Here is a 13,380-nt window from a genome sequence, read left to right on the forward strand (position 1 = left end):
TATGGCAGACGAATGACTGATACCGAGACCGCCGAGACGATCGACTATTCCAAAACGCTCTACCTGCCGCAGACGGATTTTCCGATGCGCGCCGGTTTGCCGGAAAAGGAACCGCTGCTGGTCAAGCGCTGGCAGGATATGGACCTTTACCGCAAGCTGCGCGAAGACGCAGCCGGCCGCGAAAAATACGTGCTGCACGACGGCCCGCCCTATGCCAATGGCAACATTCATATCGGCCATGCGCTGAACAAGATCCTCAAGGACGTCATCACCCGCTCATTCCAGATGCGCGGCTATGACTCGAACTATGTACCCGGTTGGGATTGCCACGGCCTGCCGATCGAATGGAAGATCGAAGAGCAGTACCGCGCCAAGGGCAAGAACAAGGACGAGGTGCCGGTCAACGAGTTCCGGCAGGAATGCCGCGAGTTTGCGGCGCACTGGATCAAGGTGCAGGGTTCCGAATTCCAGCGCCTCGGCGTCGTCGGCGACTTCGACAATCCCTATACGACGATGGCTTTCCACGCCGAGGCGCGCATCGCCGGCGAGCTGCTGAAATTCGCCATGTCCGGCCAGCTCTATCGCGGCTCCAAGCCGGTGATGTGGAGTGTGGTCGAGCGCACCGCGCTGGCCGAGGCGGAGGTCGAATACCAGGACTATGAGTCGGACACGATCTGGGCGAAGTTTCCGGTCGTCAGCCTCGCTCGCCAGGTCATCAACATCGATGATGGGCAGCCAGCCCTGGATCCCAAGCTGACGCAGACGTCGCTCGATCTGCTTGATGCCAACGTCGTCATCTGGACCACGACGCCGTGGACCATCCCCGGCAACCGCGCCGTCAATTACTCGCCGCGCATCAACTATGGTCTCTACGAGGTCACGGCGGCCGAGAACGCCTTTGGCCCCCAGCCCGGCGAAAAGCTGATCTTTGCCGAGAAACTTGCAGACGACGCTGCCGCGAAGGCCAACGTCACCCTGAATCGTCTTCGCAGCGTTGGCGCCGAAGAGCTTGAAAATCTTACGCTTTCGCATCCCCTCAAAAGTCTGGGTGGTGGCTACGAATTCCCTGTGCCGATGCTGGCCGGCGATCATGTCACCGACGATGCGGGCACCGGATTCGTCCACACCGCGCCGGGACACGGCCGAGAAGACTTCGACGCCTGGATGGATGCCGCCTCTGATCTTCGCCAGCGTGGCATCGACACCGCGATCCCCTTCACCGTCGACGATGCCGGCTTCTTCACCAAGGACGCGCCGGGCTTCGGCCCGGACCGCGAGGGTGGAGCGGCGCGCGTTATCGACGACGATGGCAAGAAGGGCAACGCCAACCAGGCCGTCATCGACGAGCTGATCAAGCGAAACGCGCTGTTCGCGCGCGGCCGGCTGAAGCACTCCTATCCGCATTCCTGGCGCTCGAAGAAGCCGATCATCTTCCGCAACACGCCGCAATGGTTCGTCTATATGGACAAGGAGCTTGGCGACGGCACGACGCTGCGCAGCCGCGCCCTGAAAGCCATCGACGATACCCGTTTCGTACCCGCCGCCGGCCAGAACCGCATCCGCGCCATGATCGAGGAGCGCCCTGACTGGGTGCTGTCGCGCCAGCGCGCCTGGGGCGTGCCGATCGCCGTCTTTGCCGATGCCGACGGCAATGTCCTGCGCGACGAGGCAGTCAACCAGCGCATCATGGACGCCTTCGAGAAGGAAGGTGCCGACGCCTGGTTCGCCGCCGGCGCCAAGGAGCGTTTCCTCGGCAATCACGATGCCTCGAAATGGCAGCAGGTGATGGACATCCTCGATGTCTGGTTCGATTCAGGCTCGACGCATGCCTTCACGCTTGAGGACCGGCCCGACCTGAAATGGCCGGCCGACGTCTATCTCGAAGGCTCCGATCAGCATCGCGGCTGGTTCCACTCCTCGCTGCTCGAAAGCTGCGGCACCAGGGGCAGGGCGCCCTACGAAACCGTCGTCACCCATGGCTTCACCATGGATGAGGAGGGGCGGAAAATGTCGAAGTCGCTCGGCAACACCGTCGTGCCGCAGGACGTCATCAAACAGTCCGGCGCCGACATCTTGCGGCTGTGGGTGGTGACGACCGATTATTGGGAAGACCAGCGGCTCGGCAAAAACGTGCTGCAGACCAACATCGACGCCTACCGCAAGCTGCGCAACACCATCCGCTGGATGCTGGGCACGCTCGCCCATGACGATGGCGAGGAGGTGCCGCTGGACAAGATGCCGGAGCTGGAGCGGCTGATGCTGCACCGGCTCGCCGAGCTCGATGAAGTCGTACGCTCGGGCTACGACGCCTTCGAATTCAAGCGCATCACCCGCGCGCTGCTCGACTTCATGGTGATCGAGCTGTCGGCCTTCTATTTCGATATCCGCAAGGATGCGCTCTACTGCGAAGCGCCTTCCAGCGTGAAGCGCAAGGCTTCCGTGCAGGTGGTGCGCCATCTCTTCGACTGTCTGGTGAAATGGCTGGCGCCGATGCTGCCTTTCACCATGGAAGAGGCTTGGCTCGACCGTCATCCGGATGTCGTCTCGGTGCATCTCGACCAGTTCCCGGAGATCCCGGCGGACTGGAAGGACGAGGCGCTGGCGGAGAAGTGGCGCAAGGTGCGGCAGGTCCGCCGTGTCGTCACCGGCGCGCTGGAGATCGCCCGCGCGCAGAAGGTCATCGGCTCTTCGCTGGAAGCGGTGCCGGTCGTCACTCTCGACGATGCCCTACTCGAAGCGGCGATCGCCGATGTCGACATGGCCGAGATGGCGATCACCAGCGATCTGGTTATCGCGCACGGCAAGGCGCCGGCGGGCGGCTTTACCCTCGACGATGTCAAAGGCGTCGCCGTGGTCGTCGAGAAGGCGGAGGACCGCGGCCTGGTGAAATGCGCACGCTCCTGGCGCTACACCGCCGATGTCGGCTCAGATCCGGAATTCCCGGATGTTTCGGCCCGTGACGCAGCTGTCCTGCATGAGCTGAAGGCTTTGAGCCGCCTTTAAGGCGGTGCACAATTGCCACGGCGGGCGGCCGATCGGCCCCCGTGCGTTGCCCTTAACGAGTGGTTGAGGTAAACACGCGAAACTCCGGACGACAAATTGTCGCCGGAATTCCGTCGGAAGAGCATAGGCGATGGGGGCCGGACCTTTCTTTGGCCGGCGGCAATCGAGAGGCTGTCTACAGTGGGACTTTTTGGCATGACCGAGAGAACTTACGCGCGCGTCGCGCTGCTGGCGCCGCTTGTCGTATCGAGCCTCGCCTTGTCCGGCTGCATGGGCTCGCCCACCTACGGGACCGACAAGACCGCGGGCGCGCAGCTTGCCGGCGACCTCACCGGGGCTTTTTCCTTCGCACCCAAACGCAAGGATAGTATCGACTACAAGCCGCGCCCCACGCTGGTGAAGCCAGGGCCGGGGCAGAAGGAAGTCTTGCCGCCGCCGCAGGAAAGCATCGAGACGGCGAGTGCCGAATGGCCCGAATCGCCGGAGCAGCGCCGTGCCCGCCTGCGCGCCGATGCCACCCTGCATCAGGACGACCCGGCCTACCAGGCGCAGGTCATCGATGACGTGCAGACGGATCCGGCGTCGGTCAAGGCCGCGCTGAAGCAGTCGGGCTCGAGCCACCCGCCAGCCTGGACTCCGGCCGATTCGGACAAGGACCGCGCCGCGGAAATCATGCGCCGCCGGGCTGAAGGCAAACAGGGCGACCCGACCACCCGCAGATATCTGAGCGAGCCGCCGGTGCAATACCGCGCTGCCGCCGACACTGCGCCGCAGGGTGACCTCGGCGAGGACGAGTACAAGAAGGAACGCCGCCTCAAAAGGGAGGCGGCCGCCAAGAGCAAGAGCAGCGGCATGTTCGACTGGCTGCCCTGGTAGACTGACGGCGCCAGAGACGTTCTGGCCTGGATTGGCTGAACTGGATTGGCTGACTTGGATTCGGTCCGTCTGCCGAACCAGGAAAATCAGGGTCCGCGTCGCTCGCGAAAAAAGTCCTTCAGCAATGCTGCTGCAGCGTTCTCGGCCATGCCAGGATAGATGTCGGGCACATGATGGCAGGTCGGTGACGTGAAGAAGCGAACGCCATTGACGACTGCGCCGCCCTTCTCGTCGGCGACGCCGAAATAGAGCCGGCGCAGCCTGGCGAAAGAGATGGCGCCGGCGCACATGGTGCACGGCTCCAGCGTCACATAGAGATCGTGGCCGCTGAGCCGCTCGCTGGAAAGCTTGCGGCAGGCCTCGCGGATCGCCAGCATCTCGGCATGGGCGGTCGGATCGGCGAACTCGCGGGTGCGGTTGCCGGCACTCGCAACGACCGTATCGCCGCCGACGACGACCGCGCCAACCGGCACCTCGCCACGCAGGGCGGCGGCTTCGGCTTCTTTCAGCGCCAGCGCCATGAAATCCTGCCGCCTCACGCGGTTTCCATTCCGATTATCTCCTCGCCACTAGAGCGCGATCCTGTTACTACCCGCGCAAACGAGCAAAGGCCACATGGACGACAAAAACAAGAAATTCCCGCGCAAGGCCGGCCCGAAACCGGCGGGGCCGCGTGGTCGCGATGGCGCTCCCGGCAAGGGTGGCAAGCCGTCCTTCGGCGTCAAAAAACCCTACACTCCGCGCGGCGATCGGCCGGCGGCGGCCGAAGGCGAACGGCCGAAACGCGACTTCAAGCCGAAGCGCGAAGGCGACCGGCCGTTCGGCAAAGGGCCGCGTCCGGAAGGCAAGCCTTATGAGAAGCGCGAAGGTCCACGCAAGCCTTATGCACCGCGCGGCGATCGGCCGGCGGCGGCCGAAGGCGAACGGCCGAAGCGTGACTTCAAGCCGAAGCGCGAAGGCGACAGGCCGTTCAGCAAAGGGCCGCGTCCGGAAGGCAAGCCTTATGAGAACCGCGAAGGTCCACGCAAGCCTTATGCACCGCGCGGCGACCGGCCAGCAGCTGCCGAAGGCGAGCGGCCGAAGCGCGACTTCAAAGGCAGCGAGAGGCCATTCAGCAAAGGGCCGCGTCCGGAGGGCAAGCCTTATGAGAAGCGCGAAGGTCCGCGCAAGCCCTACGCGCCGCGCGGCGACCGGCCGGCCGCTGCCGAAGGCGAGCACGGCGAAAAGCGCTTCGACCGTCCCAAGCGTGACTTCGGGGATCGTCCTAAGCGTGATTTTGGCGGCGATCGGCCGCAAGGGGCACAAAGGGCACAGGCGGCATCGGAGGGCGGCTTCAAGCCGCGTCCGCGTCGCGTCGAGGCAACGGAAGAAGCCGGCGAACGCATTGCCAAGCGGCTGGCGCGTGCCGGCCTGGCCTCGCGCCGCGATGCCGAGGAACTGATCGCGGCCGGCCGCGTCAAGGTCAACGGCAGGGCGCTGACCTCGCCGGCCTTCAACGTGATGCCCGGCGACATCATCCATCTCGACGGCATGGAGATCCCGCCGATCGAGCGCACGCGGCTGTTCCTGTTCAACAAGCCGGCCGGCGTGGTCACCACCAACCGCGATCCCGAAGGCCGCAAGACCGTCTTCGACGTGCTGCCCCCCGGGCTGCCGCGGCTGATGACCATCGGCCGGCTCGACATCAACACCGAAGGGCTGCTGCTGCTCACCAATGATGGCGGCCTGTCGCGCGTGCTCGAACTGCCGGCGACCGGCTGGCTGCGGCGCTACCGCGTGCGCGTCCACGGCAAGGTCGAGGAAAGCGCGCTCGCGGGCCTGCGCGAAGGCATTGCCGTTGACGGTGTCTTTTATGGCGCCATCGAGGCGACGCTGGACCGCGAGCAGGGTTCGAATGCCTGGCTGACGCTCGGCCTGCGGGAAGGCAAGAACCGTGAGGTCAGGAACATCCTGGGCTCGCTCGGTCTCGACGTGACGCGGCTTATCCGCATTTCCTACGGGCCGTTCCAGCTCGACGATTTGCCGGAAGGCCATGTGTTGGAGATCAAGGGCCGCGTGCTGCGCGACCAGCTCGGCGAGCGCCTGGTCGAAGAGTCCGGTGCCAATTTCGACGCCGATATCGCCAAGCCGTTTTCCAACAAGCCGGTCAGGCGTGAGCGGGAGGAGGAGCCCGAGCGGCCGAAATTCACCCGTGACGGCGAACGCCGTCCGATCGGCGAGGGCGGCCTGATCAAGAACCGCAAGCGCCGCGAAGGCAGCCGCGACGAAGCGCTCGGCAAGCTGTCGACAAAACCGGAGAGGAGCTTTGGCGAGCGTGGCGCCAAACCTGAACGCGGCGACTTCGGGGACAAACCCCGTGGCGACAAGCCTCGTGGCGGCTTCGGCGGCAAGAAATCCGAACGCGAGCAGCGGCCGATCGAACCGCCGGGCCAGCGCAAGGCCAATGTCTGGATGGCGCCGGGGGCGCGGCCGATCGGCAAGGGCAGGGCGGAGGCAGACGCCGCCAAGGCGGCGGAAAACAAGGCGCGCAAGGCCGCTTTCAAGCCGTCTTATGGCAAGCCCGGCGGTGCAAAGCCGTTCGGCAAGCCTCGTGGCGAACGTTCGGATAGCGGTGGCGACCGGCCGCGTGGCGGCCCGAAAGGAAGCAATGCGGATCGTCGGCGGTGAGCTTCGCGGGCGTCCGCTGGCGACGCCCCGCACCTTTGCCATCCGCCCGACGACCGACCGCACGCGTGAGGCGGTCTTCAACGTGCTGGCGCATCGCTTTCCCGAAAAACTGAACGGCGCGCGCGTGCTCGACCTGTTCGCCGGCACCGGCGCGCTCGGCCTCGAAGCGCTGTCGCGCGGCGCTGCCTATGCTGTCTTCATCGAGGAATCCGCCGAAGGGCGCGGCCTGATCCGCACCAATGTCGAGGCTTTCGGCCTCACTGGGCGCACCAAGATATTCCGTCGCGACGCGACGGCCTTGGGCGAGGCGGGCACCATCGCTGCATTCGGCCTGGTCTTTGCCGATCCGCCCTATGGCAAGAGCCTTGGCGAACGCGCGTTGCGCTCGGCCAAGGCCGGCGGCTGGCTCGCCCCCGGCGCGCTCTGCGTAGTCGAGGAAGCGGCGGCGGCGCCGTTCGAGGCAGGGCCGGGCTTTTCGGTTGTCGACGAGCGCAACTATGGCGAGACGGTCATCCGCTTCATCGAGGTTGGGTGAGGCCCCGCAATTGGCGAGGAAGCCGCGCCTTCAAAATGACGAACAATTCGCTTTGCCTCGACCAGCAACCCCGCCTATCGTTCCACCCCAAACCGGAGCCATCTATGACATTTCAGGCTGAATGGCTGCGCGGAACGCTCTTGGGACTGGCCCTGGTGATGGCCGAGCCGGCTCTGGCGGACAACAATCCCGACGACGGCGTGGTGACGGATTTCCTGCTCGACAACGGCATGGAGGTCGTTGTCATCCCCGATCACCGCGCCCCGATCGTCACCCATATGGTCTGGTACAAGATCGGCAGCGCCGACGAGCCGCCGGGCAAATCCGGCATTGCCCATTTCTTCGAGCATCTGATGTTCAAGGCGACCAGCAACCATGCGGCCGGCGAGCTCGATCGCGCCGTCGCCGCCATCGGCGGCTCGGACAACGCCTTCACCTCCTACGACTACACCGCTTTTCATGAGACAGTGGTGCCGCAGGCGCTCGGTGAGATGATGGGCTTCGAGGCCGACCGCATGCGCAATCTCATCCTCAACGACGATGTCATCAAGACCGAGCGCGACGTCATCCTCGAGGAGCGCCGCTCGCGCATCGACTCCAATCCGCAGGCGGTGCTCGACGAGGAGATCGACGCCACACTGTGGCAGAACCAGCCCTACCGCATTCCGGTCATCGGCTGGATGCAGGAGATGGAGAAGCTGAACCGCACCGACGCGATGGCCTTCTACAACAAATATTATACGCCCAATAACGCCGTGCTGGTGGTGGCCGGCGATGTTGAGCCGGAAACGGTCAAGCCGCTGGCCGAAAAGACCTATGGCAAGATCGCGCGCGGCCCGGATCTGCCGCCGCGCATCCGCCCGGTCGAGCCGGAGCAGAACACCAGGCGCACGGTGACGCTGACCGACGGGCGCGTCAGCGTGCCGAGCTTTACCACGCAATGGGTGGTTCCGTCCTATCACACGGCAAAGCCCGGCGAAGCCGAAGCGCTCGACGTGCTGTCCGAAATCCTCGGCGGCGGCAACCGCAGCCGGCTCTACCAGGAGCTTGTCGTCAGGCAAGGCATCGCCGCCGAGGCCGGCGCCTTCTTCCAGGGCACCATGCTCGACGACACCAATTTCACCGTCTACGGCGCGCCGCGCGGCGATGCCAAGCTTGCCGACATCGAGGCCGCGGTCGACGCCGAGATCGCCCGCATCGCGAAAGACGGCGTCACCAGCGACGAGCTGGAAAAATCCAAGGACCGTTTCGTACGCTCGATGATCTTTGCCCGCGACAAGCAGGAGGACATGGCCAACATCTACGGCTCGACGCTCGCCACAGGCGGTAACGTCCAGAACGTCCAGCAATGGCCGGACCGCATCCGCAAGGTCACCGCCGACCAGGTCAAGGAAGTCGCTGCCCGCTATCTCAATCTCGACCACGCAACGACCGGCTATCTTCTGCCGCAAACCCAAGCTGGGAATTGATTTGATGATGAGCCAGCATGGTCCCGCTCTGCCTTCCCCCCTCGTGGGCTCCTCACCTTCTCCCACAAGGGGAGAAGGGAAGCGCCAGCACGCCGGCCCTCTTCTAGCAACCCTGTTCCTCTCCCTTCTCTTTGTCATCCTGCCGGCGCTTTCCGCTCGCGCCGCCATGAACATCCAGGAGGTGACCTCGTCGAAGGGCATTGCCGCCTGGTTGGTGGAGGATTATTCGGTGCCGATCGTCGCCATCCGCTTCGTTTTCGATGGCGGCGCGACGCAGGATCCGCCCGGCAAGGAAGGGCTTGCCAATCTGATGAGCGGCCTGTTCGACGAAGGTGCCGGCAACCTCGACAGCGAGGCCTTCCAGATCAAGCTTGACGATGTCGGCGCCGAGATGAGCTTCGATGCGCAGCGCGACGGCATCTACGGCTCGATGCGCATGCTGGCCGAGCAGCGCGACGGCGCCTTCGACCTGTTGCGCGTGGCGGTCAACCAGCCGCGCTTCGACCAGGCGCCGATCGACCGCATCCGCTCGCAAATCCTGTCCGGCATCATCGCCAACGAGCGCGATCCCGATACGCTCGCCCAACGCAAATGGCTGGACGCGATCTACGGCAGGCATCCCTATGCGCGGCCCGACCAGGGCACCAGGCAAAGCATCGCGACGATCACGCCGGCCGATCTCAGCGCCTTCCACAAGGCAAGTTTCGCCCGTGACGGCCTGCATGTCGCGGTGGTCGGCGCCATCGACGCCGAGACGCTGAAGCAGAAGCTCGACCTGGTGTTCGGCAGCCTGCCGGAAAAGCAGGCGCTTACGTCCGTTCCCGACATCGACCTGAAGCTCGGCCAGCAGCTCGAGGTCGTCTACGACCAGCCGCAGGCCTCGCTGCAACTCGCCTATCCCGGCGTGAAGCGGAATGCCCCGGATTTCTTCGCCGCGGTGCTGATGAACGAGATCCTCGGCGGCGGCACCTTCACCTCGCGGCTGTTCGACGAGGTGCGCGAGAAGCGCGGCTTGGCCTACAGCGTCAGCTCCGACCTCGTCGACCACCAGCATTCCGAGGCGCTGTCCATCACCACCTCGACCCGCGCCGATAGGGCGGCCGAGACGCTGGCCGTGGTGCGCGACGTGGTCAAGCGCATGGCCGAGGAGGGGCCGACCGAAGCCGAGCTGGCGGCGACCAAGAAATACATCATCGGCGCCTATGCCATCAACAATCTGAATTCCTCCGGCGCGATCGCCTCAACGCTGCTCGAGATCCAGCTCGGCAAGCTCGGCATCGACTACATGCAGCGCCGCGCCGCCCTGATAAACGCGGTGACGCTGGACCAGGTGAAAGCGGTGGCGAAAAAGCTGCTTTCCGCCGAGCCGGCCGTCATGGTGGTCGGGCCGAAGCTCGGCGCGGCCAACAAGGGATGAGCCCTAGCTTCGGCATCGCCTTTGGCGGCGGCGGCGCGCGTGGGCTGGCGCATATCCACGTCATCGAGGTGCTGGACGAACTGGGCATAAGGCCGGCGGCAATCGCTGGCTCGTCGATCGGCGCCATCATGGGCGCCGGCATGGCCTCGGGCATGACCGGCAAGGACATTCACGACTATACGCGCTCGATCCTCGGCCGCCGCGCCGAAGTGGCGACGCGCATGTGGCGGGCGCGGCCCGGCACCTTTGCCGAAGCGTTGCAGGGCGGCTTGCGGGTCAGCCAGTTCAATGTCGAGCGCATCCTCAAGGCGTTCCTGCCCGATGCCATCCCCGAGACCTTCGCCGAACTCAAAATACCGCTGAAGGTGACGGCAACGGACTTTTATGGCCACAAGCTCGCGGTGCTCGACGAAGGCGAGCTGCATTCGGCGCTGGCCGCTTCGGCGGCGATCCCGGCGGTGTTCCGCCCGGTGATGCGCGACGGCAGGCTGCTGATCGACGGCGGCATCTACAATCCCGTGCCGTTCGATCTGATCGAGCTCGACGCCGACATCGTCATCGCCGTCGACGTGGTCGGCGCGCCGACCGAGGCCGGGCGCAAATTCCCGACCTCCGTCGACCTGATGTTCGGCGCCACGCAGCTGATGATGCAGTCGATCATCGCCAGTAAGCTGAACCAGAGCCGGCCCGACATCCTGATCCGGCCGGCGGTGTCGAAATACCGCGTGCTCGATTTCATGAAGGTCGAGGCGCTGATGGCCGAGACGGTGGCGATCAAGGACGAGCTGAAGCGCGAGATCGAAAGGGCGGTCGAGGCGCGGGCCAAGGCCGAAGCCAGCAAGCGCACCAACCGTCTCGGCGGATGACAGCCGTCAGGCGCCCGGCGTCAACGCCCGCTGGACCATGAGCGTATCCTTCGTAAGTGGTGCGGATCAGCTCGAGATTGGCGCCAATCTCAGCCCCACTTCATCTCGCCGGTGGCGACCTTGGAGCCGATGTCGAGCGCAACCCCCATGCCGAGGCCGGGGAAGCGGGCTTCCATGGCGCTCTTCAGCGCGGCAGCGTCCTTGGCCTTGGCCAGTTCTTCCTCGAAGGCGATGAGATAGGTTTTTGTGTGCTCGACGCCCGAAAGGTCGGTCGCCGCCCCAGGCGTCATGTGCCCAGGCACGACGATCGCCGGCTTGCGCGCCGCGATCTTTTCGAGGTTGGCCAGCCAGGCGGCGCGCAGTTCCCTGGTCGGGGTGTCGGCGGTCCAGACATGCACGCCGGCAAAGATCATCACCCCGCCGAACACCGCGTTCAGCGACGGCACGAACAGATAGCGCCGGTTGCCGAGGCCTTCCGCGGCGACGATCTCGATGCTCTCGCCGTCGACGCTGAGCGTCTTGCCGTCGAACGCTTCCGGGATGACGACGTCGGCCAGCGCCTGCGGGCCATTTTCCTTCAGCTGCGGCCCCCAGACGGCGAGCTTCTTTTCGACATTGCCGTTGATGGCGGCCACCGTCTCGGCTGCGGCGATCACCCGTGCCTGCGGGAACGTCTGCTTGATCCGCTTGAGGCCGAAATAATAGTCGGGGTCGGACTGGCTGACATAGATGGTGGTGAGCGTCTTGCCGGTCGCCTTGATCGCCTCGGCCACGGCCCGGCCGTCGGGGTAGGTGAAACCGGAATCGATCAGCACGGCTTCGGTGGCGCCGGAGACCAGCACCGGGGCGCGGAAGAAGCCGTTTTCGCCGGCGGGAAAATGCTTCCAGGAAAGCCCGCTGGCCGCATGGCCAAGCCCGGCGGGAGCAAAGACCGCGGCAGCGCCGGCGGCGAGGGTGGTTTTCATGATGCTTCTCCGTGTGAACATGGATGTCTCCTGGGAATGCGGAATTCGGCGGCCTCGATGCCGCAAGATGGCAAAAACGGAATGCATATTGAAGGCCGACAAAATAGACGTAATGTATGCTTTCGCCTGACAATGGGGCTGCATCTGCCATGAGCCACGCATGAACCTGAACCGGCTGGCCTATTTCGCGGCGGTGGTCGACGCCGGCTCGTTCACGCGGGCCGCCGAGCGGCTGGGCATCACCAAGGCGGTCGTCAGCCAACAGGTGGCGCGGCTGGAGCGCGATGTCGGAACGACGCTGCTGATCCGCACGACGCGCCGCGTCCATCCGACCGAGGCCGGCCGGACATTCCATGCCCGCTGCCTGCAGGTTCTGCAGCAGGCCGAGGATGCCTTCGACGAGCTCGCGCAGGCCGCCGCCGAGCCGACCGGCACGCTGCGCATCGCGGCGTCCAACGACTACGGCACGTCGGCGGTGGTGCCGGTGGTCGCCGCCTTCAGCGCGCGCTATCCCGCCTGCCGGGTGGAGCTGACGCTGGGCGACGAGACGATCGACCTGGTTTCCGGCCACATCGACGTGGCCATCCGCGTCGGCTGGCTGGCCGATTCCAGCCTGCAGGCGCGGCGCATCGGCACCTTCCAACAATTCATGGTGTGCGGCGCCGGGTTTGAAGGCCGGTTCACGGCCGGGGAACCGCAAGACCTTGCCGGGCTGCCCTTCATCGCCAACATGGCGCTGCGCGAACCGCTGCTATGGCAATTTTCGCGCGGCGACAACGAGCAGCAGGTCGTGCGCATGCAGGCAACGATCGCCATTGACGCGACGCCGGCAGTGCTGGCGGCCGTCCGCGCCGGCGCCGGCCTGTCGGTGCTGCCGGACTTTCTGGTGCGGGACGAGCTGGCCGCCGGGCGGCTGGTGCAGGTCCTGCCCGAGTGGCGGCTGCCCTCCGGCGGCATCTACACAGTCTACCCCGCCGCCCGCTTCCGCCCGCCCAAGGTGACGAGGTTTGTCGAGATGCTGATTGCGGCCGAGCAGAAGCTGGAGGCAGGCGGGCGGGGGCGCTGATGGGCGAAGCAGCGATCTCCCCCCCAACGGCAGGGCTATCGCATAGGGGGCCCCCCTCATCCGGCCGCTTCGCGGCCACCTTCTCCCCGCTGGGGAGAAGAGGCTGGCGTTAACGCCGGCGACCTCCTCTCCCCTCGGGGAGAGGTCGGATTGCCCCGAATTGCCCTTCGCAATTCGGTTGGCAATCCGGGTGAGGGGGCACTTGCCCCTATGCGATTGCTACAGTTGAAACGAAGGCCGGCGTTCTTTCGCGCCCCCCTCTGCCCTGCCGGGCATCTCCCCCTCAAGGGGACCCTCAGGGGGGAGATTGGCTGTCATCGGCGCTTTCGCCAGCGTTGCAGGATGAGCGCCAAGGCGGAAGCCGCGATCTCCCCCCACGTGGGGGAGATGGCCGGCAGGCCAGAGGGGGGCGCTGTCCCGCCGACCTATCAGTCGATGGCCTTAGCGTACCCGCGCAAGTTCCAGCTCATCACACGTTGAAACAAAGGCCGGCGTTCTTTCGCGCCCCCCTCTGCC

The 13,380-nt window shown here is 65.4% G+C and carries 10 protein-coding genes; 8 read left to right on the forward strand and 2 right to left on the reverse strand.

Annotated elements, in window-relative coordinates:
- The first annotated feature begins 12 nt into the window (after nucleotides 1-12).
- Both ileS and NKH89_RS18755 read left to right on the forward strand, forming a co-directional pair.
- On the forward strand, nucleotides 13-3,003 hold the full coding sequence (ileS, locus tag NKH89_RS18750) for an isoleucine--tRNA ligase (protein WP_352495537.1): 2,991 nt from the start codon (nucleotides 13-15) through the stop codon (nucleotides 3,001-3,003).
- A gap of 195 nt (nucleotides 3,004-3,198) precedes the next feature.
- Complete coding sequence (locus NKH89_RS18755; RefSeq protein WP_023717129.1) at nucleotides 3,199-3,879, forward strand: hypothetical protein; 681 nt, start codon at nucleotides 3,199-3,201, stop codon at nucleotides 3,877-3,879.
- Between the two features lie 86 nt (nucleotides 3,880-3,965).
- On the opposite strand, the gene NKH89_RS18760 is transcribed toward NKH89_RS18755, so the two are convergent.
- Entirely contained in the window at nucleotides 3,966-4,418 is a 453-nt protein-coding gene (locus NKH89_RS18760) for a nucleoside deaminase (RefSeq protein WP_023717130.1), read from the reverse strand.
- Between the two features lie 76 nt (nucleotides 4,419-4,494).
- Here NKH89_RS18760 and NKH89_RS18765 point away from each other — a divergent pair, with 76 nt between their 5' ends.
- From NKH89_RS18765 to NKH89_RS18785, 5 genes are all read left to right on the forward strand, one after another.
- Nucleotides 4,495-6,546: a pseudouridine synthase gene (locus NKH89_RS18765; protein WP_352495534.1), complete on the forward strand. Its 2,052-nt coding sequence runs from the start codon at nucleotides 4,495-4,497 to the stop codon at nucleotides 6,544-6,546.
- Nucleotides 6,527-7,081, forward strand: coding sequence for a 16S rRNA (guanine(966)-N(2))-methyltransferase RsmD (rsmD, locus tag NKH89_RS18770; RefSeq protein WP_023717132.1), 555 nt, complete (start codon nucleotides 6,527-6,529; stop codon nucleotides 7,079-7,081). Before NKH89_RS18765 ends, rsmD begins: the two co-directional genes overlap by 20 nt.
- A 104-nt stretch (nucleotides 7,082-7,185) precedes the next feature.
- The gene (locus NKH89_RS18775; protein ID WP_352909499.1) at nucleotides 7,186-8,550 is read left to right on the forward strand and encodes a M16 family metallopeptidase; all 1,365 of its coding nucleotides are present in this window, start codon (nucleotides 7,186-7,188) and stop codon (nucleotides 8,548-8,550) included.
- A 166-nt stretch (nucleotides 8,551-8,716) separates the two neighbouring features.
- Nucleotides 8,717-9,967: a M16 family metallopeptidase gene (locus tag NKH89_RS18780; protein WP_502896907.1), complete on the forward strand. Its 1,251-nt coding sequence runs from the start codon at nucleotides 8,717-8,719 to the stop codon at nucleotides 9,965-9,967.
- Entirely contained in the window at nucleotides 9,964-10,833 is an 870-nt protein-coding gene (locus tag NKH89_RS18785; protein WP_352481720.1) for a patatin-like phospholipase family protein, read from the forward strand. Before NKH89_RS18780 ends, NKH89_RS18785 begins: the two co-directional genes overlap by 4 nt.
- An 89-nt stretch (nucleotides 10,834-10,922) precedes the next feature.
- On the opposite strand, the gene NKH89_RS18790 is transcribed toward NKH89_RS18785, so the two are convergent.
- Complete coding sequence (locus NKH89_RS18790; protein ID WP_031193462.1) at nucleotides 10,923-11,819, reverse strand: MBL fold metallo-hydrolase; 897 nt, start codon at nucleotides 11,817-11,819, stop codon at nucleotides 10,923-10,925.
- Nucleotides 11,820-11,958: 139 nt separating this feature from the next.
- Here NKH89_RS18790 and NKH89_RS18795 point away from each other — a divergent pair, with 139 nt between their 5' ends.
- Nucleotides 11,959-12,864 carry a LysR family transcriptional regulator gene (locus tag NKH89_RS18795; protein ID WP_352495531.1) on the forward strand — a complete coding sequence of 302 codons (906 nt, stop codon included), beginning with the start codon at nucleotides 11,959-11,961 and terminating at the stop codon, nucleotides 12,862-12,864.
- The last annotated feature ends 516 nt before the right edge of the window (nucleotides 12,865-13,380 follow it).

The sequence above is a fragment of the Mesorhizobium sp. M0923 genome (genome assembly GCF_040319365.1).
Taxonomy (GTDB): domain Bacteria; phylum Pseudomonadota; class Alphaproteobacteria; order Rhizobiales; family Rhizobiaceae; genus Mesorhizobium.

Coding starts and splice junctions, on each gene's coding strand:
- ileS (WP_352495537.1), top strand. CDS start 13: ATGACTGATACCGAGACCGCCGAGACGATCGACTATTCCAAAACGCTC.
- NKH89_RS18755 (WP_023717129.1), top strand. CDS start 3,199: ATGACCGAGAGAACTTACGCGCGCGTCGCGCTGCTGGCGCCGCTTGTC.
- NKH89_RS18765 (WP_352495534.1), top strand. CDS start 4,495: ATGGACGACAAAAACAAGAAATTCCCGCGCAAGGCCGGCCCGAAACCG.
- rsmD (WP_023717132.1), top strand. CDS start 6,527: ATGCGGATCGTCGGCGGTGAGCTTCGCGGGCGTCCGCTGGCGACGCCC.
- NKH89_RS18775 (WP_352909499.1), top strand. CDS start 7,186: ATGACATTTCAGGCTGAATGGCTGCGCGGAACGCTCTTGGGACTGGCC.
- NKH89_RS18780 (WP_502896907.1), top strand. CDS start 8,717: ATGAACATCCAGGAGGTGACCTCGTCGAAGGGCATTGCCGCCTGGTTG.
- NKH89_RS18785 (WP_352481720.1), top strand. CDS start 9,964: ATGAGCCCTAGCTTCGGCATCGCCTTTGGCGGCGGCGGCGCGCGTGGG.
- NKH89_RS18790 (WP_031193462.1), bottom strand. CDS start 11,819: ATGTTCACACGGAGAAGCATCATGAAAACCACCCTCGCCGCCGGCGCT.
- NKH89_RS18795 (WP_352495531.1), top strand. CDS start 11,959: ATGAACCTGAACCGGCTGGCCTATTTCGCGGCGGTGGTCGACGCCGGC.